The following is a 25,908-nucleotide window of genomic DNA, read 5'->3' on the forward strand; positions in this document are numbered from 1 at the left end:
TACGCAAAGAAATTATTCAGAAAATGGTCCGTTGCCCGAGGATTGCGGACTTCGATCGGTCAGTGCGGCCTGTGCGGATCTGGCAAGATCATCGGCCGGAAATCATCACCCCCACGCGGGTTGCGTCAGCTAGATCAACGATTTGATCGGTTGGCCGCCGGGGAGAATCGGGATCGGACGGCCGGCGAAGCTGGTGAACTGCTGCTGTGGATCCACACCCAGATGCCGATAGACCGTCGCCAGCAAGTCCTGTGGCGTCACCGGATCGTGCAAGGGATATTCCGCATTGAAATTGGTCTGCCCCACAACCTGCCCCATCCGCAATCCGCCGCCGGCAATCAGTGCGCTGAATGCCCCGGGCCAATGATCGCGGCCCAGGCCGATTTGATTGGAAAAGTTCGTCGGAGCATGCGTAACGCGCGGTGTGCGGCCAAATTCTCCGCAAGCGATCACCAGCACATTTTCGTTCAGGCCTCGGTCATGCAAATCAGTGATCAAAGCCGACAGCGCTTGATCCATTTGCGGCAGACGTTCTCGCTGCGCGTAGTCGAGATGAAACGCGCCGGCGTGGTCGTCCCAGCTGAAATTCTTAGTCGTGCTGTTCGGAGCAGTGGCATCGACGTTAATGACGGCTGCGCCTGCCTCGGCCAGTCGCCGCGCCAATAGACAGCTTTGCCCCCAACGATGTCGTCCGTAGCGGTCTCGCAATTTGGGATCTTCTTGCGCAATCTCGAAAGCGTCGGCCACTTTTCTGCTGGTTAGAATACTGAACGCGGCGGATTGGAATTCATCCGCGCCGTCGATGTCATGTTCGTACCGTTGCCGAAAGCGATCGAATTGCCCCAGCAGATGCCTACGATCCCCCAAGCGACGATGATCGACACCGGTTGCCAACGTTAGATTTTTCGGGGCATAACCGGGCAAAGAAGGATCGCCCGTATCGAACGACCGATGTGCTGCTCCCAAATAATTAGGTTGCGTCATAAACGGCGAACGCTGCACGCCGATGTATTGCGGCAGGCCCTCGGGATGGGGGCCGCGAATGCGACTGGCGACCATGCCGAAGTCGGGATGTTTCGAGTGGGCTTGCGACGTCGGATCCGGCACGCTGGGTGTCTGGCCGGTCAGCACCTCGATACTGCCGTCGTTGTGCGCCGACATCTCGTGATGCAACGAGCGGATGATGGAGAACTTATCCGCAATCTTCGCCTGCAGCGGCATGTATTCGCAGATGTCCATGCCGGGCACATTGGTGCGAATCGGATTGAGCGGCCCGCGATACTCGCTGGGAGCATCGGGTTTCATGTCGTAGGTTTCGAGTTGGCTGGGTCCGCCCCACATCCAAAACAAAATCACCGACGTCGTCAGTCGCGGATTTTCTGAAGCTGCTTGCAACCGCAACAAGTCAGGCAACATCACTCCACCAAGTGCTAGCGTACCCACGCGCAGAAACTCGCGACGCTGGATCGGACCGGTGCAGAGGGGTGCCGGCATGGGTGGATGGCTCCTGGATGAAAACGCCGTGCCTGGGTTACGACGTATAGATTATCGCCGATTCGTTCCTCGCATGCAATGTGTAAGACGGGCCCGATGCTTGAGAATTGAGGCGTGAGGGCAGAACCAAGACCGCGATTTTTACCGATCGCCTGTGTAAGCATCCGGGTGGCTGGGGACGGGCGAAGTCCGCCCCCAGTGCGTTGGGCGTAGGGATGTCAAACGACCTGGGGGCGAGCGAGTGCTCGTCCCCAGCCACCCTTAGCCCGACAGATCTTGTTGATCAGTGCACGACTCATTTACGCCGTTTCACCTTACGTTTCTTATTCGCGGCCTGCTCGGCCGCCTTGTTGATCATTTCGACGGTGATGGTCGCCGGTTGGGGGTTTTCGACAATCAACGGTTGTTTGTCGTCGTAGACACTTTGTTGTTTGATAAGCAGCGTCATCATCCGGTCTGTTTGCTCCTGGTCGCTTTCAGAAAGGTCGTGTAATTCGAGGGGGTCTTCGCGCAGGTTGAACAGTTGCGTGACATTCACCTGCGGGTAACGTATCAGTTTCCAATCACCGTGTCGCACGCCGCGCATCACGTTGCGATAGGCCAAGAAAATATCGTCGCGAACACCGGTCGATTTTCCGTCGATCACCGGTGATAAGCTTTTGCCATCGAGACCCGCCGGAATCGGCACGTGCGCCAGATCGCAGACGGTGGGAAAGATATCGAACAAATAACAAAAGGCTTCGCTTTGTCCGTGGGGGATTCCCGGTCCGCTGAAAATCAATGGCGCTTTCATGCTGTGCTCGTACAGGCTTTGCTTGCCGAACAGACCGTGACTGCCGACGGCCAAACCATGGTCCGAGGAGAATACGATGATCGTGTTTTCAAACTGGCCGGTTTCTTTGAGCGTCGCGATGATGCGGCCGATGTTGAAATCGATGGACGAGATGCAGGCATAGTAGTCCCGTAGATGTTCGCGGACCGTTTCTTCGGTACGGGGCCAGGGAGCGAGTTGTTCGTCGCGGATCACCATTTCGCCGTTGTCGAAGGGGTGCAGCGGTTTGTAGTTTTCCGGCAATGGAAGTTCAGCCGGATCGTATAAAGCCTTCCATTCCTCTGCGGCGACGCGAGGGTCATGGGGGCCGGCGAAACCGAGGTACATGAAAAACGGATTGTCGCGGTCATAGTCTTTGAGGAATTTGACCGCATGGTTGGCAATCGTTCGTCCATGATGCCCGGAAGTTCGCTCTGCTTGATCATTGAGATATTGTGAGTGATCAAACGCGGTGTGGTACTTGCGAGCGGTATTGCCCCGCTTGGACTCATGATAGGTGGTGTAACCGGCCCGCTTCATTGTTTCCCCGAACGTCCCCTCGATCTGTTTGGGGTCGTAGCGAAACAGCGACATCCCGCTGTGCATCATGTGCCGACTGGGGTTGCAGACGGCCGGCATGGTGGAGCCCATGCAATAAGCATTGTTGAACACGAATCCCGAACGGACAAGTTCGTCGATGTTCGGTGTCTTGATGTGCGGATTGCCCAAGGCGGCAATCGTGTCGGCGCGTTGGTCATCGGTAAACAGGAACAACACGTTCGGCTTCGCCGCATCCGCCGCTTGGACACGGTAATCCATAAAAAATGGCGCCGAGAAACAACACAAAACGAGTAGCATGCGAGCCATAATGGTCCCCTGCGGTTAGTCAACCGGGCATCAGACGATCGACCTCGTATAATACCTACTTTTGGGAAAGGAAAAAACCGACTGGGTTTGAGGCTGTGATGGGATCGGGAAACGACCAACACCCACCAAATCCCAGTCATTGCGAAAATGGCATCTGGGTTTTAGCCATAGATCGCGTTTCAAAATACATTTTTGCGATGGTCAATCAACATTGTGGGAGGGCGAAGCTCCTGCTGAGCTGCTATTCTCTTTGGCCGTGTTTGCCCTTTGATGTAGAACGACGCAGAGATTTTGGCTGGTCCTCTCCCATTTCATTTTTTCCAGTCGACTCTATAATGCCTCGACACTCCCGGAACTGGATGCAGGTGCACGAAAATATCACACTTGTGGACTACCTAGCGGGATTGCACAATACAGCTTCAATACCACGCAACATTTTGTAGGGAAGCCGTCCATGACATATCGGAGTTTTGGCTTTGCTGTTTTGGTCTGTGCAATTCATTTCACTGCCGCTGCAGCAAATGATGCCGCCCCAGAACCGAAAGTCCCCGCAACGACCTTTCGATTGCCTACGGTCGACGGCAAGGTCGTGGAGTTGACCGACGGCCCGGCGGGATTGACGGTTGTTTGCTTTTTGGGCAGCGAATGCCCGCTGGCTCGGTTATATGGGCCGGGATTGAACAAACTGGCAGCGGAATTTGAATCGCAGGGCGTGCGGTTCGTAGGCATCAACAGCAACATCCAAGACTCGACGGAGGATGTCCGCGAATATACCAAGCAATATGCCATCACATTTCCGATGGCCAAGGATTACGAAAACAAGATCGCTGACCAATATCACGCCAAACGCACGCCGGAAGTCTTCGTGGTGGATGAGCAACTGGCGATCCGGTATCGCGGGCGGATCGACGATCAATACCTGCCGGGACGAGCGCGGACGAAGCCGGCTCGCGAGGATTTAAAGATTGCTATTGAAGAGTTGTTGTCGGGAAAGCCAGTCACGATGGCGGTCACCGAGCCGAACGGTTGTATTATCGGCCGTGAAAAAAAGGGGGAGGTCACCACAGATTTGACCTTCACCAAAGACATCGCACGGATCTTGAACCAACATTGTGTGGAATGTCATCGTCCGGGCGAAATCGGCCCGTTTTCGCTAACCGACTACGACGAGGTGATTGGTTGGGCGGACATGATGCTGGAAACGATCGACGATGGCCGGATGCCGCCCTGGCATGCCAATCCCCAGCACGGAGAATTCTCCAACACGCGGCATATGCCCGATGCGGACAAGCAAGCGTTCACCGATTGGGTCGAAGGGGGCATGCCGTACGGTGATGTGAAGGACTTGCCCGAGTTGCCGAAGTTTGCGGACGGCTGGTTGATGCCCGATACTCCCGATGCCGTCGTCGAGATGCGCGATCACCCCTATACGGTTCCGGCCGAAGGGACTGTGGAGTATCAATACTTTGTCGTTGACCCGGGATTTGAAGAAGACAAATGGGTCACCGGCTCGCAGGTGATTCCTGGAAACCGAGGAGTTGTGCACCACTGCATCGTGTTTATCAGGCCGCCGGACGGCTCCGATTTCCGAGGCGTCGGCTGGTTATCGGCCTATGTTCCGGGCCAGCGATTCACGATGCTCCCGCCACACCGCGGCCGGAAAATTCCGGCGGGATCAAAACTGGTTTTTCAAATGCACTACACCCCCAATGGGTCCGAGCAGGAGGACCTGACAAAAATCGGGCTACTGTTTGGTGAAGAACAAGACATTACCCACGAAGTACTGACGCTGGTCGGCATTGATCAGGAATTCGAAATCCCGCCGCACGCAGCCGACTATCCCGTGGATGGCCGCGTCAAGCGATTGCCCAAGCAGGGAGAATTGCTGGCAATCGTGCCGCACATGCATCTGCGCGGCAAGTCGTTTCGGTTGTTCGGCAAACACGAAACGGATCGCGAAGTGCTGCTGGACGTGCCGCAATACGATTTCAATTGGCAGCATGTCTATGAGTTGGCTGAACCGATGCCGTTGTCTTCGGTCAAGGCGTTGGAATTCACCGTGAAGTTTGACAACTCCAAAGCGAACCTCGCTAATCCCGATCCGACTCAATTTGTCAGTTGGGGCGATCAAACCTGGGAGGAAATGGCGGTCGCGTTTTTTGAAGTCGCCATTCCGCGTGGGAAAAAGGATGAGTGGAAACGTGACAAGAAACCGGTGGATCCCCAAGTACGTGAGAATGAGATCCAAGAATTTGTGGCGACATTCCTGAAGAACTTTGACAAAGATGGCGACGGAGAAGTCGCATGGCTGGAAGCTCCCCTCGGTTTTCGCCGATTTGGCTTCCGCAATATCGACAAGGACAAGGACCGGCGGCTCACAAAGAGTGAAGTCGAAGAAGCCGCTCGCCAGAAAAACCGGTTTTGATCTTCCCAGGATCGTGAAAAACCAAGTCATGTCGACGTTCGTTGAATTCGACAGGATGCTTAGCCACGATTCACACGGTTGAAACACTGATTTTTATTGCCCGTATTATGCACCCTCCCCTTCCGGCGAATTTCAGTCCTCCGCGTTCGCAGGACGCGGGACGAACGTGATTGATCGGCGACGATCCAGCGCGACGACCGTCTCCGGCTGCGAATGAATCACAACACTTATTGCTGAAAGCTGAGCTTCTATGCCTCGCCGATTTAACCGAACGACCGGTTGGATGGTCGACCACCCTTCCGTTGTGACGTTCGGTTTGCTGGTCATCAGTGGATTCGCCTTGCTGGGATACATTGCTCCAGAGCGACTCACCGATTTGTTCACGGTCCATGCTCCCGACCAGCAGTCACCCGTAACCAAACGCGAGAAATTCGAAACGCCCCCCGACGTCGACCCGGTGAGCCTGTCGGACTCAGATGCTGTCTTGGTTGTTGATTGCGACGCGATTTTCACACAACGCGGCGCTGCTGCGGTACGGCACGTGGTCGACGAACTTGAGTCGCTGGATTATGTGCGCAGCATCTTGTGGATGGATCGTGTTCCGATTCTCAACATCTTTGGCTTGCCGGAACCGATTTTACCCTCGGCGACTGCTTCTGCCGGGCGATTCGAATCGGCGCGTCAAAAGGCGGACGCCCACCCTCTTGTGGCGGGCCAACTCCTGTCCGATGACGGCAAAACGTTGTTGCTGCTGATCAAATTCGATTGGCTGTTCGTCTCGGACGACGAAGATTGCACGTCCCGACTCCGAGAGGAAGCGGAAAAAGCGGCGGCCGATTTTCCCGACGTCAATATGTCGTTTCTCGTTTCCGGACGCGTCCCTACGTATTTGACAATCGTACAATCCCACGAAGAGAACAAATATAAATATCAAATCATCGGCTATTCGATGATCGGTTTGATCGCGATTGTGCTATTCCGCGGATTTACAGCGGTCATAATCGTCGCCCTGGCGCCCGCGATGGGGGTGTTTTGGACGTTAGGGATGTTGCAATATTTTGATTTGCAAAACAATCCTTTCAACGACGTCATCTTGCCGGTGCTGTTGAGTTTGGTGGGGCTCACCGACGGTGTGCATCTGATGGTGCAAATCCGTCGATATCGTGCCTCGGGGATGAGCGAACGCGATGCCGCCCGCGCCGGCGTTCGCGAAGTGGGCTTGGCCTGCGCGCTGACCTCGCTCACCACGGCAATCGGCTTTGGATCAATGTCTTTGGCGCATCACAAAACCGTGCAAGAGTTCGGTTGGAGCTGCGTGATGGGTGTGCTGTTGACGTTTGTGGCTGTGGTGACGGTGATTCCGCTGGCCTGCTCTACACGCATGGGACGGCGGGTCCATATCGGTCACGAGCGGGGACTGATTGACCGGCACTTGAATCGGATCGGCGGCATCATTGAGTTCGTGTTGCGGCATACTAAGGCGCTCAGTTATATCGCGATCGGGCTTACATTCGTCCTGTTGATGATTTCCTTAACGCTCCGGCCCGACGAACGCCGTACCGATGCCATGCCGACCGGCTCAGAAGCGGCCGTTGCCATGCGGCACATGGATGATGCTTTTGGCGGGTTGGAATACTCGGCCGTCGACATCAGTTGGTCCTCTGACGTGCCTGCGGATTCGCCGAAAATACTCGAAGCGGTCTCCGCTGTTGATGATTTACTGCTATCGGAGGAGTTGATCGGCCACCCGCTTTCCATCCGCAATCTCATCGACGCCTTACCCGGCGAAGGCAAAGCCTCCGAACGGATGTCGATGATTGAATTACTCCCTCCCCCTTTGAAGCGCGCCTTTTACACGCCCGAGCACCGCCGAGCCTCCGTGACATTTCGTGTTCGTGATTTGGGAATCGCCACGTATGGCCCAGTGTTTCGCCGGTTGGAAACGGGATTGGAGAAAATACAGCAAGACTATCCGAACTTCACTTTTGATTTATCCGGCTCGGCCGTTCGGCGTTGGGAGCACCTGTACCAAATCGTGGTCGATCTGGCGACAAGCCTCGGGAGTGCTGCGATCATCATCTTTGTCGTCTTGGCGTTCGTGTATCGCTCGGTGCGGATGGGACTGATTTCCATCATTCCTAACGTTTTTCCCCTAGCGGTCACCGGAACGGCGCTGGTCTTGACTGGCGGATCGTTGGAGATGGTGAGTGTCTGCGCGTTTACCGTTTGTTTAGGAATCGCCGTGGACGACACAATCCATTTTCTTACGCGTTATCAAGAAGAACGGGAGAAAACTGACGACGACCACGAGGCCATTCGCGCCTCATTCACTGGGGTCGGGACGGCACTCATTATGACCACCGCTGTGCTCATCGTCGGTTTTTCGACGGTGCTATTCAGTGATATGCGCGACCAACGCATTTTTGCCGCCATGAGCGGCTTGACGATTGGCTCGGCCCTATTCGGAGATTTGGTCTTCTTGCCGGCACTGCTATCGCGATTTGCGCGGGCGAAACCGCGGAGCGATTCCGCCGAGGACGAAATTCCCGGCGACGTTTGATCAGCGGCACCTTAATCATTCTGCTAAAGGCCCGGCTGAGTCAATCACTGTCGGGCGACCACCCCAAGCGATCCTGTAACACATCCGCTAAGCTGTGTGTGTGGCGAATCTGCGCCTCTTCGGTGAGGTGCATCATATCGTGATAATCGGATTCTGGATGGACGGGCAGTTCGTCGGACAGGATCAGTACGTCGGGAAATCGTTTCTTTAAGCGATCCCGATAGTCTAGAAAATCGCGGCGCACATCGGGATCAATTTTTTGACTGAGGACCGGATTGACCTGCCCAAAGATCAAGACAACTTGGGTCCCCGTTTGTTGCGCCCGCTGGAGAAACATTTCTAATGTGGTTTTGTGAAATTCGGTATCGTCGTTGACGGCGTAAGTCTTCGCCATCCTCGCAATGGTTTTTTCATGCGCTTGCTCGCGCCGCTGCTTTTTCTGATCAACCGACTCGGCAGCTGATCCCAGCGTCGGGTGGTCACGTTTGATTTTGTTTTCGACCGCAGGGGTGCCAAACAGAAAATACTCAAGACTGCGACGCGATTGGAACGCCGGCAAGACCGATCCCACATAACCATTGATACCGCGATTGCCGATATCGAATTTTTCGATCTCCAACTCTTGCAAGGTGGGCCATTCCGAGACCTTAAGCAACGGCAGCAACCGGGCTCCCGACACCTTGGTGTAAAAGTTCAATTCGCTCAGGTAACAGATCGCAATTTCAGGGTGTTCGCCTCCATACCATGGTTCTGTCAGCAAGAATTCAATCGTGTGGGAACCAACGTAAGAGAGGTTGGCAAAATATTTTTGCGGACCAAACCGCCGATTCAATGTCGGTTCATCAATCTCACTGAGTCCTTGACTGGAACCGAGGATGACCACCTTTTCCTTCGCGTCGCTATCACGATGCAGGATTCGGGCAATTTGAAACTCCGGTTGTTTGCTATCGCCGCTGCCGGCGAACAAGACCATCCAATACGTACCGGTTTCCCCGCCCGCTCCGATCACGCCGTTGACCGTTGCGAATGCAATCAAGGAGATTGGTAACCAAGCCCACATCGGCGAGCACAAGCGGCGCACAATTCGCGCTGCCAACAACGCCACACCGATCATCCCCACAGCCATCGCGAGAAACCACAGGCTTTCGCGCATGCGGATGGATAGGAATTCCGCGGGTTGCGTGATTCGTTCACGGCTTTTTTCTATGAGAATTGTGCCAAATCGATCAGCGAGTTGCTCAGCAACGAATCCGCCGCCGAGCCAGTCAAACGCCCAATAGGCCGCTACCGCCGTCAAAAACAGGGCCAGCAACCAAGCTTCGGGCCGCCAATTAGAATTGGAAGTAGATGAATTGTGATCCACCGAAAATTCCCAGTGAGGTAATTAAGAGTAAGGCAGCCGTAAACGCGAAGACTTGTCGCCCAAGCGGCCAGGTATGAAATCGCTCAAAGGCTTCATGCTTCCATTGAAACAACAGAACCAGGCCCCCCAGAAACAACACCATGCGGGCATATTGCAACGGCGGTCCCCAGTTGGGCGGAGTCAGCAACACCGATGTACTGTTCAGCACCATATGAAACTGGACTGCGGCCGCTTCAATGGCACCGGCTCGAAAGATCAACCAGCCAATACAAGTCAGATGAAAAAACACGACAACCGTCAGGCCCCGCCACAGGGGACGTCCCAGGGGAACCTTGGCAGCTTGTTCGTCAATCTGTTTTAGCAGCGGTGTGAACCGGCGATGAATGCTCAACAATAGGCCGTGAAATAGGCCCCAGATGACGAAAGCCCACCCCGCTCCATGCCACAAGCCCCCCAACAGCATCGTTGCCATTAAGTTGCGGTAGGTGATCCAATCGCCGTGCCGATTGCCGCCTAACGGGATATACAGATAATCGCGAAGCCACGACGATAGGCTGATGTGCCAATGTTGCCAAAAAGCGGACGGGTTGGAGACAAGATACGGCGCGCGAAAATTGACCATCAGGTCGAAGCCCAACACCTTGGAGATGCCGCGGGCGATATCCGAGTAACCCGAGAAATCGCCGTAGATTTGAAAGGCAAAGGCGTAGATAAAAATCCACGAACCGGCATCAGCGTACGGCAGGCTGCTGCCTTGGAAGGCCGTATCGACCAGCGGCGCCAAACGGTCGGCGATCACCAGTTTTTTCACATACCCCAAAGCCATCAACGCAATGCCGTCCACCGCCGCTTGTGCGCTGAATGTTCGTGGCGACTCGACTTGGGGTAACAAGTGCAGCGAGCGTTCAATGGGACCGGCGACCAGTTGCGGAAAGAACGACACATACAGCGCGAAGTCGAAAAAATGTTTCGCCGGTGGACACTGTCGACAATAGACGTCGATCGTGTAACTGAGCGATTGAAACGTATAAAACGAAATCCCCACCGGCAGAATCACATTCAGCGTGGGCGCGTCAACGGCCAGGCCAAGCCCCTCTAACAACCGTCCGGCGGACTCGGCGAAAAAGTTGTAGTATTTGAAAAACCCCAAGCAGCCCAGATTGGTTATCAAGCTGAGGAGTAAATAGCGACGCCGCACCGTATCGGAGTCCGACCGGCTAATCCGCAGTCCGCAGACATAATCGACAACGGTCGACAAGAACAGCAGCGACAAAAACCGGTAGTCCCACCATCCATAGAAAACGTAACTGGCGACCAACAAGACGTGGTTTTGCCAGCGATGCCGGCACAGAAAGTACAGCGGCAGCACGATGCACAAGAAGACGAAAAAGACCAGAGAATTGAAGATCATTTCGAATCGGTGCCGGGGCCGCTATCGACTCAGTAAACGAACAAATTCGGACAGAAGCTTGCCACAATCACATTCATCATTAGACACCGGCTCGGGAGGTGCAAGCAGGATTGCCTGGAATTGGCCGCGAGCCTTTGAGCGGTTCCGAAAATTCCGTTTATGGCGATGAAACGGCGCATCAGCCGTGCTTGGCGTATTTGACGGCTTGGGTTTGACTTTTCGGTGGTTTCATAGCATGTTTTACACACAATTGGTTTTCTAGGCGAAGCGTTCATGCGCATGGTCGGGACCGTTAGGGCAAATCATCAAGGCACGTTTCCCATGAATTTTGCGGAATTTCACAAGACGCTGCAGGATAAGCCCACCTACGTGATATTAGGAGTTCAGGGATCCGGCACGAATTTGACTGCGCAGATTCTGCGCAAGGTATTCGAAATCTCGGTAGTGCGTGATCGCTCCTTGATCCTCGGCACAGCAGCGTCTTTGGTGGGAAAATCCTCGCCGGACAACCTGAAGAGGGGACGGGACAAAATCTATCAATGCCTGTTTCCTAGTGCGATTCGTAAACGCCTGTTGCCAAGGCAATGGTTTCATCAGGCGGCGAATTATCAAGGAATCCAAGACGTTTTGCACCAAACAGCGATGACCTCACCTGCGGAATTTGCTGATTTTTTCTACGCGTACCACGCTTACGTGGATGACTGCCAGGAAAAAGGAATTAAGAGCGACGATTGTTGGCAGCAATTGGACAAAATCGATCAGGTGATTCCGCATCGTAAAAACATTTTGCTTGTGCGCGATCCACGCGACAATGCCAATTCAATCATGTACAAGGATTTCGGACCGCGGACCGTCTACGCGGCCTCGCGATATGTCAATCATCAGCTGGATCTCTATCTGCGGGAAACGGAAAGTCATCCCGACACATCGCTGACCACGAAATACGAAACGTTGTTAGCCACTCCCCATGAATTCGTGCGTGACTTTGCGGAATTATCGGGACTGGCTATTCCAGCAAATGTCGATGAACGTATCGAACAACTTGGCATCCGTACCAAGAATTTCGACAAGTGGAAGCGTTGGAGTCCTTACGACATCGCCGTATCAGAAGCGATTTTTGGGGACAACCTCACTAAGCTGGGATACGATCCGCATTCGACCGATTCGATACAACTGTCAGCCACCGCAATGGCCCGCCTGAGGGCAATTGACATCGCCAAACGGATTCCCCAGCGATTAAAAAGCATCTGGGAACATAAGGTGCTCGCCAAATAATCCCACTCGCGATTGTCCCTCATTGACGCGAGACTTTCGTCGCATCCTCGGTGTTGAAATCGACTCGCCAACCGCCGACGGTTACGATGTGATCGTGGATCTTCGCTTTGGCCGGCACGAAGCCCGCTGCGCCAATCTCGAACACGACGCAATATACTTGCTGCTTGGAAACGTAATCCGGCTTGATAAATAGCGAGTAACTTCCGAAGACAGCTCGCGACGAGTCGTCATCTTTGAAAATATAGCCAACCCCATCGTACGATTCCCCGGATGGCCCTTTGGTGGCTTTACCTGGACCGCCGCGAACGTCAAGCACGGCCTTGGGCGCTAAAACTGTGCCATGGATCGCCATCTTGTTATTAGTCGACATGAACGTATCACCGCTCACCTCGGGACGATTCATAAACCGCCCCCCCCACAGCTGCGAAACTCCATCTCCAACGGACACCCGATCATAGACAACAATGAACTCACGGCCATCCACTGGTTTCAGGTGCGCCACCGTCCGTTTGTTTTTCTTGACATCCAACTTGGATTTCTTACCATCATAGGCGAAACGCGATGCATCAACGGTGAAGACATGATAGTTTTCCTCGCCGTGATCCTCCGTAGGCAATACGCCCCAGTATCCCGATTGAGTGGCTACCTTGTACGGGTTACTAGCCCGGCGAACCCTCTCGTCTCGAGATAGATGTCTCCCTCCCCAATACGTGCTGGACTCCTGAATATGAGTCGGACTGTTATCGGTCGGCCAGAGCCAAATGCCGGAACCGAACACAACGCTCTTCGACCCTTTTTTGGCTTGACCGGAGATCAGCAGTTTTTCTTTGTCCGATGTGATTGACAACAATCCCGCGGCTGGCTCATATCGGTTCGTATCAACCGACCTTGTCGTCAGTTCGACACGCGTGTCATTTTCAGACCAGCCAGTTTGAGAATACCAACGATCAGCCCCCCGCAGAAACGCAGATGTAGGAAGACCTATTTCCTCCGGCGATTTGGGCACGACCGTCTTGTCGCCAAGTATCAATGTTACCAATTCGTTATATTGCCCCTCTCCGTATTTCTGGCTAAGCCAAGCTGCCAGGCTAGCCATTTCTGGATCGATCTCTTTGTAAATACCTGTCAATTGTCTCAAAACCTGCATTCCACTGGCGCTACCAATGCTTTGCTCAACATCAAGGTCGTATACTAGCCAATGGGGGAGTTTGCGATAAAAGTTGTCGCGACTGAAAAGTTCATCGCCGGTTGCCGATTCCCAGGCGGACATCAACATCGAAGCAGTGCTAAAAAACATTTCATTGTAACCGGATAGTGGCCCATGTGAATGGTTCCCCGCCTGGCTGCCGCCGCTATCGAGTGCCATCGAATTGTGCCCGTCGAGCAGCCCCCCACCTAACGGCTCATAGATCGGGTAGATTTTTTTGTCCCGCTTTCGCCCCAGCATCGCTTGAAAGACATTCTCGCACCACTCGTCGCGCACGCCATCTCCGTAAAATGCCAAAGCAATCACGCCACGCAATTGAAATCCAATAGCATGCTCACCTGGTTCATGCGGATTATTGTCATACGAATACCCACCGCCCATTTCTAGAACCACTTTGTCCTTGAATTCAGACTCTCCGGGAGCAGGGAATTCTAATCGATACTTTTCCATAATCCGCCGCATGGCAAATTCGCGCTCGGCCGGTGTGAACAGATCATGGCACCAATCGTAAACCAAGCACCAAAAAAAGCCGTCCGTGCCATCACCAGTATTCATACTGTCAGGCGTTTCAATTAACGCTTTCTTCGCCATCTCGCCAGCGACAGCATCGCCATAGACAGCATAAAATAATGCTTGTAGCGCGGGCTGCTTAACGATTGCCTTCATTTCATTACCATACAAGGCGAAGTTGTCGAGTTTTGCTTGTACTTCGGGTAAGGATTCCTTGGTAATCAACAGCCGCGGATGATCCGCGCGGACCTTGATTCCCTTTGGCGGGGGCGTGCGAAATGACCATTGGCGGCCGTTGATTTCTAATGGAATAATGCCATTGGGCGGCGCAACTGCCGACGATGAGGAGGCGGCTGTACCGGATTTGAATTGTCCGCCTTCGACAGTCGAATCAAACGCCAATTGAGGCAGAAATGCCTCACCTGCGACGAACGCAATTGCCGCCGTCGCAACGGCCACCACTGCAAATCCCGTGTACGATCTCTTCATTATTACTGCCCTGATTCAACTCGGTATGCAGCTAAAAATATCTATTACTTATGCAATGCAGAAAAAAATTTGGGTCGGTCAGCCACCTGTTGCAATCGATCAGCATCGCGAAAGTACTCCGCTATTGAGACCACGCCCAATGTCAACAGACTCGCGACGACGGTCCATTTCAGTACCGACAGGACGCGGCGAGCGATTCGATAGGGTGATGCGGAATGGGCTGTACTCACGTTCAAGGACACCCTTATTTTTCGGCCGAATCTATGGCAACACAAAGCCCCCAAGCACTTGCATCTCGCCCTAGTCAACCAATAGGTCGATGCATAGCTTTGTGCTATTGTACCATACAGTCGAAAGCTAAAACGACCTTGTTTTTCTTGTCGCCGTTGCGATTTTCCCACAGAGAACGGCTTCCTGTGCCCAGATGCGATCAAGACCTTAGTCGACCGACTTGGTAACCGGAATAAACGGCATTGTCTGAATACGCAGCCATCCGCTGAAGCCGACTTCCCTGTGGGCGGACGGAGAACGTTTAGCGGCGCAAGTAAGAACACACCGCAACTGGTGCTGCTGCGCATGGAAAGTGGTTCGCAATCCGAAGTCGTTACCTGCTGCGCCTTTTCTAGGCGCGAGTGGTCAGAACTTCAATCATTGAATCTGTGGGCACTCTCACCGCAACCGCCGGTCAACTTTTCCTCCGAGTGTTCGTAGTCGTCTTCGAAGTCGACCTCGCTCACCGGTGCGATGGAACTCCCGACCGCTGGATCGTTCACCGATGATGTATTGATTGCGCCTACTGAAATTCCCGTCACCGCCATGATCGCCGCGATCATTCCAAACAATTTCATAATCACATCTCCTTGATTCCAAGCACTGGTCTAAAGAAGACTCACCGGTTCAAATCCCGGCGAACATCGGAAAGCATCGCAGATTCGCCGGTGGAATGCAAAAATAATCTGGCTTAATTGGGCTGTAGAATCCCTGGTAAACATCGGCCGTGTTGTAGCTACAATAATTCAGGAATCGGCCCGCCGTCTCCCAAAATAGGAATGGGGCGATTACTGGCATCGTAGAAATGATGTTCGTCGTCGATACCCATCACTCTATACATCGTTGAGAGCAGGTTGCCAGGGGTGTACGGCTTGCTGATCGGATAGGCAGCGTTTGAGTCGGTCTTGCCAATCATCTGTCCAACTTTTAAACCGCCACCGGATAGCAACATCGACATCGCCCCCGGCCAGTGATCGCGGCCAGCATCTTTGTTCACCCGCGGTGTGCGGCCGAACTCGCCGAAGACCATCACCAACACTTGCTTGTCCAACCCCCGCTCATAGATGTCGTCGACCAGTGCGGCAATCGCCCGGTCGTAGCGCGGAAGCGTCTCTTTTTTCAGCCTTGCGAAGTTGTTTGCGTGCGTATCCCAACCACCGCCGGACAGGCAGGTCACATATGACACGCCTGCTTCCACCAACCGCCGCGCTAGTAGGCAATTCTGCCCGATGAACGTGTGCCCGTATTTGGCGCGCAGCTTGGGATCTTCGCTATGAATATCAAACGCCTTGGCGGCTTTGTCACTAGTGATCATACCAACGGCATCACGATAAAACGCATCCATCCCCTGCAAGTCGCCATGCAGATCGACGTCGCGCCGCATCGTATCGAGGCCCGCGAGTAGTTGTCGACGATTCCCCAGTCGATTGAGCGTCATGCCCGTCACGGGTTGGAGATTCTTGACTTGGAAATCCTTAGCCACGGGATCTTTTTCAGTTGTGAATGGATTGTAGGCGGCGCCCAAATACGCCGCATTGCCGAACGAAACCTTCCGCGGTACCGCCATATAGGCGGGCAGGCCTGGCTGATTGGCGCCGCGCATTTTGGCAACGATCGATCCACAGGCTGGGAAGATATTATCGTTCGTAACACGGCCGGGATTGTGGCCGGTTAGGATCCATTGCGAGGCGATTCCATGCGCCGGAGTCGAATGAGCGACCGAACGCACGATGGCGAATTTGTCCATCACGCGGGCTTGGAGCGGCAGTTGATCGCTGATGCGACAACCGGCGACGTTCGTGGAGATCTCTTGAAATTCACCCCGAATCTCGGCCGGCGCGTGCGGCTTCATGTCGTACATGTCGATATGACTGGGGCCGCCGCCGCAGAAGATTTGGATCACGGCAGTCTGCTGCACGTTTTTTCCGGCGCGGGTCGCCTCGGCTTTGCGGCGCAACAGGTCCGGCAGGGTCAATCCACCCGCCGCCAACATGCCCACTTTCAGCACATCACGGCGAGAGACCCGGTCGCAGTTGCGAAACGTACATCCCCGAATATCGAACATCTCCCCCCCTAGACTAGGCAGGCTGTCGAAGAAATGGCACTCCCTCGGAGTGATTGGGCGATTTAGCCGCAGTACCAATGAGGGCGTACTCAGGTCTCAACCGTCAACGCAAATAGCATACCACGTATGCACGCCACGGAACAACAGTTGATTGCCAACGCAGGATCCCCGTTACTTCCCAACGTGATTATTCTTGGTTGTAACATTCAGCCAACTGGTGACGAGAATCCACGCAAAAAACAGTATCAGCACCACGCAGAACCCCAGCGAAAGCCAACTTTTGGTGACGATGGCCTGATAGGTATGAATGGCCAATCGCAGCAGCGGAATACCGATCACGACCAGACACAAGACGCCGATCACCAGCCATTGCCCTAGAAACCGTAAAAGTGCCATCGTTCGCCCATCCTGTTTTGTGTTTGTGCGTAGAAAGTGCGTCTCCACCTAATTTTCACAAGCGCAAAAACGGACGCTTTGTTACAGGAATCGCTGACGAATTTGCTAGTTGAGCCTCAGCGGGTTTGGTATGCTCAACTCTCCAAGCCTTTCTGATTACAAACCCTAATTTTTTCCAGACGGACCGCCATGTTTCGCATCGCATTTTTTTCCTGCCTGTTGCTGCTTGGGGCCGATTGTGCTGCGGCGGCGGACCAGGTCACGCCGCTCCCCCAAGCGCATGCCCACAACGATTATCATCACGACGTCCCGTTGGGGGATGCACTCAAGCATGGATTTTGCAGCGTCGAGGCAGATGTGTTTCTCGTGGACGGCGAGTTGCTTGTCGGGCATTCCCGCGATGAACTCAAAGCGGAGCGGACGTTGGAAAAGTTGTATCTTACACCGCTCAAAGAACGCATCAAAAACAACGGCGGCCGGGTTTATCGCGACGGGCCGGAATTCACATTGCTGATCGACTTCAAAAACGACGGCAAACGCACCTACGCCGCTTTGCGGAACCTGCTCAAGAAATACGCGCCGATGTTAACGTCCATCACCGACGATCAGATTCAGCGTGGAGCGGTGACGATTGTGATCAGCGGCGATCGCCCACAGAAAGTGATCGCCGCCGACAAGATGCGACACGCGGGAATCGACGGACGGTTATCCGATTTGGATTCCAAAGCACCGGCACATTTGATGCCGATGATCAGCGACCGCTGGGGCGCGCACTTTCGTTGGCAAGGTAAAGGGGACATCCCCGCAGCGGAGAAACAAAAGTTCGACACGATCGTAAAAAAAGCGCACACCGCCGGTCGAACGGTCCGGTTTTGGGCGACCCCCGAAAACCCGCAAGTCTGGCAACTGCTATTCGACGCCGGCGTCGATCACATCAACACCGACGATCTCGCCGGCCTACAAACCTTCTTGCTCAAACAACCTGAACAAAAATAGTGTGTAGCGACGCGCCTTTCTGGGTAGAACGTTGAAGATTCAGTTCGCAGGTTTTAGCCACAGTACCAAACCACATCACGGTGCTTTCGCTTCCGGGAAAAACGGAAACAGCTTGCGTAATTCCTCCGGTGTCGGTTGATGGCCGTATTCGCAGATTTCGAAGGCTTCGGCATATTCCAAAGGTGTCGCACGCTGCCCGTACCATTTGTCTAATTCAGCTGTATAAGCCTTGGCTGTTTTTCGGTCGCGGGCTTCGAAAGCGTCCTGGACTTTGCGGCGACGTTTTTGGCGTTGCTCCTCTCCGCCAGCGATCAAATCGGCCGATCCGAGTGCGCCCCCTTCGACGAATTGCGACTCCATGTCGACCAATGCTTGCACCTTGCGGTTCATGACCGAATCGATGCCGACCGCTATGTCCGCCTGAAACGGATACGGTTTTTTGAAACGATCTGGGTAGTATAAAAACACCGGGTTCTTTGCCAATGGTTCCGCATCGGGACAGAAAAACGGGACCGCCACCATATAGGCCGCGTCTTGGACGAGCACCCCGGTGTAGCGATGGTCCGGGTGATAGTCGTTCGTCCGCGGGCCCATCACGATGTCCGCTTTCCAATCGCGAATCAGCCGCGTCACCTTGCGGCGATTTTCCAAGGTGGGCATCAGTTCGCCGTCGTGAATATCGAGCACTTCGGTCGTGATCCCCAACAGATCGGCCGCGTGTTGCACTTCGGCATTGCGTCGCTGTGCTAAGGGGCCTCCTGCCATTTTCCAGTGGCCAATGTCGCCGTTGGTCAGCGCGACGAATTTGACATGATGCCCCTGTTGCGACCAAAGCGCCGCGACGCCGCCCGCTTTGATTTCACAATCATCGGGATGCGCGCCAAAGCAGATGATCCGCAACTTGCCATCCTCTGCGGGTACAGGCTTTGCATTCTGTTTGACGTTGTCCTTTACAGATTTTTGCGTCTCCTTTGCCGCTGCTGCATTTTCAGCAAATGCCTTCGGTGCATCGTTCCAGACACGACCACAGAGCAGCCCCAGGAAAAAAATGGTCAAGACAAATGTCATCGCGGAAGATTGCCGCATGTTGAGGTCTCCGTTGGTACTCATTGATCAAGTGCGCTGTGCTGCACGTAGTTTTTCAGCCACAGATTCGCACGGACGAAACACGGATAAAATGAATTGCTGCATGATCGGCCGTTTGCGACCGAATGCATTTCATTGTGGGAACCGTCGGCTGTTCGTGCAATGTAGCGGTCGGGGGAAAGGACGAATCCCGGGAATAAACCCCCGGGCATTCGACGGTTTAGAGTGGATCGGAAGTCGATTGCAACACCCGCGGCAGCAGGCCGCCTGAAAGGCAAAGCCCAAGAATTTCCAACCGCCGACTCCCGCGCGCCGGCGGTTTTTTCGCCTGATTGCATCGGGCGGAATCAGGATTTCCGCCGAGACTGACGGTGCGGAGCCCCACGATAAGCCCATTTCTGCCAAAGAGATGGGCCGTTTTTGCCTTTCGTCTGAACCTGCAACACGCTATAAACGTCAAAACGATACACGTTCGCAGGGCACCGTCCAAAATCGGCGTCCTGGTCCTCGGAGAGATGACGGAGTGGTCGAACGTGCCGGTCTCGAAAACCGGTGTGCCGCAAGGTACCGGGGGTTCGAATCCCCCTCTCTCCGCTTTTCCTATCTCCTTTGGCAACCCCACGATATGCTCCCCCACCCCGTTCCCAACGGGGTTTGCGATATCTTCAGCACACTGCACGAAGAACGGTCGCAAGCGGTCATCTTTGGATGTGGCATACAACTTCTGAACGGCTGATGCCGTGAAACCATGTCTTCCCAGCGGTTGCACGCAGCAATGTCGAACGCCCTCCTGGCCTGCCCCGGGGGACAGGTCTAAATCTTTCGAGCGATCGGAAGAGGTATTGTAGGGCGGCATGCATAGGGGGGGCCGACAACCCTTGGCTCATACAATTCCTCGACGGGGAAGCTTTGATCGCCTTCCATCCAAATTCGGTTATCTCATTGTTTCCTTGTCGGATGACCAAGCTCGATTGACAAGCAATCGGCACAAATACCTCGAAAGAAGACTTCTTCAATATGCCAATCTGTCAACGGATTTTCTTCCGCACAATGATGTTGCATATCCAGGCATTCGATACGCTCGCAAATCCGGCATAATATGTGGGGGTGAAACCGTTGCAGTGTGTTTGATGAAGGAATTTCATCGCGTAGCTCAAATCGCCAGATCCGATCCCCGACATCAAGGCGAGCTACGATCGCTGCATCGACGAGATCGGACAGCCCACGAAACACCGTCGATGCGTCAAACCCCAATGGTGACAATTGTTCGGTCACCTTTGCGTGAGTGATGGGTATGGTCTGTAGCGCGAGGCATTGCAGGACGTTGATTCGTGTAAAGGTCTTGCGTAAACCGACTCTCTTCAGCAGATCGCTTGCGTCTTCAACACTGATACGTTTTTTTTCAGCCGTCATGCCGGATCTCAGTATTAGGAATTCACAACGGGTGCGACCGGTGCTCTGGTGAATTTGTTCATTATCGGCAGCAGTTCCGATGAATTTCGAATGCAGCCCCCGCGCATGTCATGGCATGGTTCGCCTTAGAGCGGGAGCAAGGAGTGGCTCAGATTGGGAACCGCAAAGTTCAAGCAACGCTGATAGGTCCTTCGTCGGCACTTCGCTAAGGGCATCGACCATTTCGCGGATGCATTTTTTGAGCCAATGCGATCAATAGCAGATGCCGGGCTGAATTCTGAGTCTGTCCGTCGCTGCGGCACGAGAAACGCACCATCTTCTGCTGTGCTATCATGTCCCGGGTCACCGGCAAGTAGAAAGCGCTTCTCAGGTCTGTCGCTTCTTCCTTGTGATCGGCCGCCTGCTGATACAGTCCACTGACCTGGAGCACCTTGGCAGGAATAAACATAAAGCCGAGGATCAACATCGCACCGAGTTGGAGTGTTAAAACGAACGCAACAAAGGGAAATTCAAGTAAGGCTTGCCCAGCACTTTTGCAACGCGAGTGCTTAGACTTAGCCTTCTGCATGGTGCCTTCCTCTCTTGTGTTTATGCAATTGATATGCATGTAGTTTACGATGGGCGAGTCGACAACGCAATCCTCGCCACATTAAAGCGATAAAAATGCATGTACATACAGTATGCGTTAGCATTTCATTGCGAAAGGAGTGCAAGCGCTTCGGCGGAGACGGCGACTGGAATGAAATGCCTACTGATCGACACATTCCAGCAAATCGACCGGACCGAGAACACACGATATCGCCAAAGCCGCGCTCACGGTGAGCGCGGCTTTGAATCATTGACCCTGGGTGCGGCCCCGGAAGGCTTTAGCTCGTAATGTTTACCTGTCCATGATCGTCACAATGGTCGCCATGCGGGTGATGCAGGTGGCCATCAACGAGATAATCCACATGGTCGCCATGCGGAACCGCTTCGTGTCCGCAGCCGGCGCCATGAACGTGACCGCTCTCATGTCCGCTGCACTTGTGGTCTGGTGTGCAGTCCGCGGGATTGGCATCACTTACTTCCAGGACGTGTTCAACGACTTTGCCATCCTGTTGCTGGTGATGCAGGTGGCCATCATGCAGGTAGTCTGTGTGGCCGTCATGTTCTACAGCGGTATGCCCGCATCCGGCACCGTGTTGATGATCGTGGTTCTCATGTGAAGTTGCCATCAATTCTCCTTGATTTCTTTGCCATGAGGCGGTAACGCGACAATATGCTACGTGAACTGTCGCTGGTTAATCGTCCGGTTCCTGTGCATGGTCAATTGCATTGGAAACCAAGCGTAATACGTGGTTGTCTGTTAAGGAATAAAACAGGTGTTTGCCGTCACGGCGACTCCTCACCAACCGTTCGCTTTTGAGGAGTTTGAGTCGTTGAGAAATGGTGGTCATTTGCTCGTCCAACGAGATCGCAATTTCCGTGACGCACATTTCCTGCTTCGACAACATCGTGAGCACTTTCAGCCGTCCAGGATCGCCCAGTGCGCGAAATATCCCCGCCGCACGAGCGCACACAGCTTCATCGAGTGCAAGTTGAACACTCACCTGATGATCATTATCGTTACAGCTATCATTCATCACTTACACACTTCATCATTTGAACAAGTGTATGATAGTCCTGGATTTCGATTCGGTCAAGGTGAATTCCGGAAAAGCCGGTAAATCAGCAATGCGTCGCTGGGAAATGGCTGCTGTTACGTGCTGGAAACCACGAGGCGGACCGTATAAAAGGCCCCCATCCCGAGGATTAAAAACGCCCGCACGTGTGCCCATGGAATCCGAGAAGCTGCCGAGACGCGGTTTCCAAGGCGGTCACCGAATAGTTGCAGCAACAGCCCCACGAGCGTCAGAGAAGATGCGATACCAGCGGCGAACAACGCAATGATCATGTAGGCAGCCACCGGCGAGCCTGTAGATAAGCCGGTAAAATAGGCCGCAAGTGCCGAGGGACAGGGAAGTAAACCAACGGCCATTCCCAGCAGAGCGGTTGTCTTGTAGCTCGTTCGCGGTGCCGACTGCTCCTGTTTCAATGCTTTAGGGGATTCCGATCCCAACTGGACCAGACTCGATTCGGACGTACAGTCATGTTGATGGTCATCGGAATGATGGTGATGCCCACAGCATCGAACCTGTTTACCGCGATACGCTTGCCAGACGAGATAACAACCGACAGCGACGACCAGAATCGCGCTGATCCACGGCAGAATTGCTGAAATCTGATCCTCGTGATGATGGTCCCCAGTCACCACATGATGAGCAAGATGCACGGCAAATGCGATGGCAAACAGTGACATGGAATGCGAAAACGCTGTGGAAATCCCCATGACAAATGGATGCCAGGGACTGCGCCGCCCCCCCAGCAAGTACACAAACATCGCGGTTTTTCCGTGGCCCGGTTCCAGTGCGTGAAACGCCCCCAACAGGAAGGCCAGCCCAAGAGTCACGTCATGCGCATGATTGTGCATTGATGAATAGCCTCAATTACTGCGTCGAGATTAACTTCGAGATTAAGAGGTGGTCGAGATCGAGGGGGGAACCGAGAGCACGCCTGCAACATCCATTCCACCCTACTGGGGACCCAGACGCAAGCACTTTGCAGGACAATGCCATGCTTAATACGCGACAAAATCGCCTCGCGCTGAACAAATTCCTGCAATTTGTTTCAATTCGACAGAAATCCGCAGCAATGGCTACTGCACACACCATGCAACCACATAACACATGCTTGAAAGCCGGGAGGAGTCGCCATTTGGTTCACGAGGAAGGGCTCAGTTTTAACAGTGAAGAAATTGCCGTTGTATGTGAGGGAATTCGCCAAAGCCGCAACGTGTTGACGGCCATCGGGGCGCTTCGCGGCGGAATTACGAAGGTGCGTCTTCATTGCATCCAGTGAATGGCGCTATCTACAATTGATCAGCAACTGGATAGTCAATGAAAAAGCAACGCATAGAACGCAAGGTCTTTAAGGACCCCCAATGAACAGAATGACACTTCGGTCGATCGTTGTTGGCGCAGTCCTCGTCACCAGCCTCGCGTGCCTTGCTGGCAACATCTGGGCGCAAGCGGAATCCGGGACGCTGGGAAAGACACAACAGCCAGCCGACCATCATGCCCACGACCATGGTCACGACCACGACCATCAGCATGAGCATTCCCATGATCATCATTCGGCACTCGATGGAAATGCTGACCAAGAATCGAGTGAACCAGCCGCCATTCAGTGGGGCATGCTCGGGATTTATTCCATCCTGATTGCAATCGCATCTCTATTCGGCGGATGGTTGCCCAGTCGCATTCATATTTCGCATCTGCAATTTCAACTGGTGATGAGCACCGTCGGCGGGCTGATTTTAGGGATCGGCCTACTTCACCTGCTACCTCACGCCATACATGAAATTGGGCCTCAGGGAGTCGATGTTGCCACAAAGTGGTCCATGGCAGGAATTTTGATGATGTTCTTTTTGCTGCGGGCGTTCCACGTACATCATCATCAGCCAGAGATTGACGGCCAGACAAATAGCCCGCTTGCAGGTGATTTCGCCGAAGACAAAAACGACGATCACAATCACTCACAGGGGTCACACTGCGACCACGATCATGCCCCTCAAAGTCGATGGAACTGGATCGGCATCTTCTTCGGCCTAGCGGTACACACGCTACTGGATGGCGTGGCATTGGGGGCGACCATGCAGGCAGAGTCCCAGCACGGAGTCTCGGCGTTCGCTGGTGTGGGCGTTTTTCTGGCCATCGCTCTGCACAAACCGCTAGACTCTCTGTCAATCACCACGTTAATGATCAATGCCGGCAAGTCGACGAAAGCCTGCTGGATCGCGAACCTGGGTTATGCGACACTTTGCCCAATCGGCGCAGCGGCGTTCCTGTTCGGGGTCGGTCAGATGAGCCAAGGGGGACACTTGATCGTCGGAATCACCTTGGCATTTTCCGCGGGGGTCTTTATCTGCATTGCGCTGTCCGACTTACTTCCGGAGATGGAGTTTCACTCGCACAATCGCATTCGCTTAAGCACCGCTTTGCTATTAGGAATCGGCTTGGCCTGGGCGATTCAGTTTCTCGAACCGGCACATTTGCACCATTGAGAATGGCTGAGAATGAGAAACGCAGAGACATCGCCTCCTTCGCTTCCTCAGATCGCTGCGGTGTCGCAGTTTTTGCAGTGTCCCTTGATCAGAATCTCAGTGATCCGACCAATGCCTTTGGCACGTCGCTGAGAACTGGCCGTGAATGTCATATCTCCTAGACACCGAACGTCACCGCATTCGACACACACAAAGTGCGGGTGTTTGTCGCTATTGGGATTATTGGGATCCAAGACTTCAAATCGCCAAACGTGATCGCCCAATTCCGTTCGCATGATAAGATCTGCGTCGGTCAAATCGGCTAGATTGCGAAACACCGTCGCTTTGTCAAATCCAAGCGGCACCAGCTTTTCCGCAAGATCAGCATGAGTCAATGGCGATGTCGCACTCCGCAACTCTTGCAGGACCGCGATCCGTGCTGGAGTGGCGCGGACTGCCCGATCCCGAAGCAATTGGCGGATTTCCTCAACTTCATTCGCGTCAACACGGCGTGTATGTCCGACCATTGGAAGCCTTATTGATTGGAGGTGACCGTTTGAACCTTTTGTGAACCCCAGCGTTGTAGTAATTTTAGCAGAACGACCTACTACCGTCCATATCTGCATGCGAATTGCAGATATGGACCGGTCTCTATGCGGGCTGTGAAACGGGAAACAACCGCCAGACGCAAGGTAAATTCTGACAAGAGTTTAGGCACAACAGACCTGAGATGGGGAACAATAAAAGGATGTTGCTGCTGGCAAATGCGAAGCACTGTTCGACAGGTGTTTTGCCTATTGGCACATGCGGAGCCTAGTTGCCGCTGGCGGTAACAAATAGCAGTGCTCGAAGCTGCATCGGTTGGGGCAAGTCGTCAAGCTTAGTGACACTCATGAAACTACCGTATTCAAAACTTGAACGTTCCACGGCGAAGAATCGCTAGAACGAACAAGCCTTGTCCCAACCGTAACATTCATGAACTCGCTAAGTGACGGCTGCTTCTTAATGACATCACCCAACGCCCATATTTGAGCCTCCTCCATTAGCTCGTCTTTCCCTGAGCAGCAGAGGAATTTCCTGCAGTAGAATCGGCCGAATTCGATGAACCCAAGATCCCCGGAAAGCTGAGCGGACTTGTAGCGCGATGCTT

General features: G+C 53.8%; 21 protein-coding genes and 1 tRNA gene. 7 read left to right on the forward strand and 15 right to left on the reverse strand.

Annotated elements, in window-relative coordinates:
* Positions 1-129: 129 nt before the first annotated feature.
* A complete protein-coding gene (locus tag CA54_RS00195) occupies positions 130-1,494 on the reverse strand; it encodes a DUF1501 domain-containing protein (protein ID WP_146368873.1) in 1,365 nt (454 codons plus the stop codon).
* A gap of 295 nt (positions 1,495-1,789) precedes the next feature.
* Entirely contained in the window at positions 1,790-3,124 is a 1,335-nt protein-coding gene (locus tag CA54_RS00200; RefSeq protein WP_146368874.1) for a sulfatase-like hydrolase/transferase, read from the reverse strand.
* A 502-nt stretch (positions 3,125-3,626) separates the two neighbouring features.
* Between CA54_RS00200 and CA54_RS00205 the strand changes: the two genes are divergently transcribed.
* Together CA54_RS00205 and CA54_RS00210 are read left to right on the forward strand one after the other, a co-directional pair.
* Positions 3,627-5,597, forward strand: a complete 1,971-nt coding sequence (locus CA54_RS00205; protein WP_146368875.1) for a redoxin domain-containing protein — start codon at positions 3,627-3,629, stop codon at positions 5,595-5,597.
* A gap of 250 nt (positions 5,598-5,847) precedes the next feature.
* Entirely contained in the window at positions 5,848-8,157 is a 2,310-nt protein-coding gene (locus CA54_RS00210) for an efflux RND transporter permease subunit (protein WP_231962918.1), read from the forward strand.
* A 40-nt stretch (positions 8,158-8,197) separates the two neighbouring features.
* On the opposite strand, the gene CA54_RS00215 is transcribed toward CA54_RS00210, so the two are convergent.
* Entirely contained in the window at positions 8,198-9,520 is a 1,323-nt protein-coding gene (locus CA54_RS00215) for a multidrug effflux MFS transporter (protein WP_146368876.1), read from the reverse strand.
* The gene (locus CA54_RS00220; RefSeq protein WP_146368877.1) at positions 9,489-10,931 is read right to left on the reverse strand and encodes an MBOAT family O-acyltransferase; all 1,443 of its coding nucleotides are present in this window, start codon (positions 10,929-10,931) and stop codon (positions 9,489-9,491) included. The genes CA54_RS00215 and CA54_RS00220 overlap by 32 nt, the downstream gene beginning before the upstream one ends.
* A 321-nt stretch (positions 10,932-11,252) precedes the next feature.
* On the opposite strand from CA54_RS00220, the gene CA54_RS00225 reads away from it, so the two are divergent.
* Positions 11,253-12,206 (forward strand): sulfotransferase, encoded by a 954-nt coding sequence (locus CA54_RS00225; protein WP_197532086.1) that lies wholly within the window; start codon positions 11,253-11,255, stop codon positions 12,204-12,206.
* Positions 12,207-12,225: 19 nt separating this feature from the next.
* On the opposite strand, the gene CA54_RS00230 is transcribed toward CA54_RS00225, so the two are convergent.
* The 4 genes from CA54_RS00230 to CA54_RS00245 form a co-directional block, all read right to left on the reverse strand.
* The gene (locus CA54_RS00230; RefSeq protein WP_146368879.1) at positions 12,226-14,148 is read right to left on the reverse strand and encodes a hypothetical protein; all 1,923 of its coding nucleotides are present in this window, start codon (positions 14,146-14,148) and stop codon (positions 12,226-12,228) included.
* Between the two features lie 908 nt (positions 14,149-15,056).
* The gene (locus CA54_RS00235) at positions 15,057-15,260 is read right to left on the reverse strand and encodes a hypothetical protein (RefSeq protein ID WP_146368880.1); all 204 of its coding nucleotides are present in this window, start codon (positions 15,258-15,260) and stop codon (positions 15,057-15,059) included.
* A 158-nt stretch (positions 15,261-15,418) separates the two neighbouring features.
* On the reverse strand, positions 15,419-16,747 hold the full coding sequence (locus tag CA54_RS00240; protein WP_146368881.1) for a DUF1501 domain-containing protein: 1,329 nt from the start codon (positions 16,745-16,747) through the stop codon (positions 15,419-15,421).
* A gap of 171 nt (positions 16,748-16,918) precedes the next feature.
* Positions 16,919-17,143: a hypothetical protein gene (locus CA54_RS00245; protein ID WP_146368882.1), complete on the reverse strand. Its 225-nt coding sequence runs from the start codon at positions 17,141-17,143 to the stop codon at positions 16,919-16,921.
* A gap of 189 nt (positions 17,144-17,332) precedes the next feature.
* Between CA54_RS00245 and CA54_RS00250 the strand changes: the two genes are divergently transcribed.
* The gene (locus tag CA54_RS00250; RefSeq protein WP_146368883.1) at positions 17,333-18,139 is read left to right on the forward strand and encodes a phosphatidylinositol-specific phospholipase C/glycerophosphodiester phosphodiesterase family protein; all 807 of its coding nucleotides are present in this window, start codon (positions 17,333-17,335) and stop codon (positions 18,137-18,139) included.
* Positions 18,140-18,214: 75 nt separating this feature from the next.
* Here the strand turns inward: CA54_RS00250 and CA54_RS00255 are convergent, their stop codons facing one another.
* Complete coding sequence (locus CA54_RS00255; protein ID WP_197532087.1) at positions 18,215-19,225, reverse strand: PIG-L deacetylase family protein; 1,011 nt, start codon at positions 19,223-19,225, stop codon at positions 18,215-18,217.
* A gap of 509 nt (positions 19,226-19,734) precedes the next feature.
* Here CA54_RS00255 and CA54_RS00260 point away from each other — a divergent pair.
* A tRNA-Ser gene (locus tag CA54_RS00260) sits at positions 19,735-19,819 on the forward strand.
* A 345-nt stretch (positions 19,820-20,164) separates the two neighbouring features.
* Here CA54_RS00260 and CA54_RS00265 read toward each other — a convergent pair.
* The 5 genes from CA54_RS00265 to CA54_RS00285 all read right to left on the reverse strand — a co-directional run bounded on the left by CA54_RS00265 (position 20,165) and on the right by CA54_RS00285 (position 23,147).
* Positions 20,165-20,638, reverse strand: coding sequence for a Fur family transcriptional regulator (locus CA54_RS00265; protein ID WP_146368884.1), 474 nt, complete (start codon positions 20,636-20,638; stop codon positions 20,165-20,167).
* A gap of 205 nt (positions 20,639-20,843) precedes the next feature.
* Positions 20,844-21,206: a hypothetical protein gene (locus CA54_RS00270; protein WP_146368885.1), complete on the reverse strand. Its 363-nt coding sequence runs from the start codon at positions 21,204-21,206 to the stop codon at positions 20,844-20,846.
* A 298-nt stretch (positions 21,207-21,504) separates the two neighbouring features.
* Positions 21,505-21,852 (reverse strand): hypothetical protein, encoded by a 348-nt coding sequence (locus tag CA54_RS30120; RefSeq protein ID WP_146368886.1) that lies wholly within the window; start codon positions 21,850-21,852, stop codon positions 21,505-21,507.
* Positions 21,853-21,918: 66 nt separating this feature from the next.
* A complete protein-coding gene (locus tag CA54_RS00280) occupies positions 21,919-22,227 on the reverse strand; it encodes an ArsR/SmtB family transcription factor (protein WP_231962919.1) in 309 nt (102 codons plus the stop codon).
* Positions 22,228-22,376: 149 nt separating this feature from the next.
* Positions 22,377-23,147 carry a HoxN/HupN/NixA family nickel/cobalt transporter gene (locus tag CA54_RS00285; protein WP_146368888.1) on the reverse strand — a complete coding sequence of 257 codons (771 nt, stop codon included), beginning with the start codon at positions 23,145-23,147 and terminating at the stop codon, positions 22,377-22,379.
* A 143-nt stretch (positions 23,148-23,290) separates the two neighbouring features.
* On the opposite strand from CA54_RS00285, the gene CA54_RS00290 reads away from it, so the two are divergent.
* Together CA54_RS00290 and CA54_RS00295 are read left to right on the forward strand one after the other, a co-directional pair.
* A complete protein-coding gene (locus CA54_RS00290; RefSeq protein ID WP_146368889.1) occupies positions 23,291-23,575 on the forward strand; it encodes a hypothetical protein in 285 nt (94 codons plus the stop codon).
* A gap of 82 nt (positions 23,576-23,657) precedes the next feature.
* Complete coding sequence (locus CA54_RS00295; protein WP_197532089.1) at positions 23,658-24,779, forward strand: ZIP family metal transporter; 1,122 nt, start codon at positions 23,658-23,660, stop codon at positions 24,777-24,779.
* 47 nt (positions 24,780-24,826) lie between these two features.
* On the opposite strand, the gene CA54_RS00300 is transcribed toward CA54_RS00295, so the two are convergent.
* On the reverse strand, positions 24,827-25,285 hold the full coding sequence (locus CA54_RS00300; protein ID WP_146368890.1) for a Fur family transcriptional regulator: 459 nt from the start codon (positions 25,283-25,285) through the stop codon (positions 24,827-24,829).
* Between the last annotated feature and the right edge of the window lie 623 nt (positions 25,286-25,908).

Origin of the sequence: Symmachiella macrocystis, from assembly GCF_007860075.1 — a bacterium.
Classification (GTDB): Bacteria; Planctomycetota; Planctomycetia; order Planctomycetales; family Planctomycetaceae; genus Symmachiella; species Symmachiella macrocystis.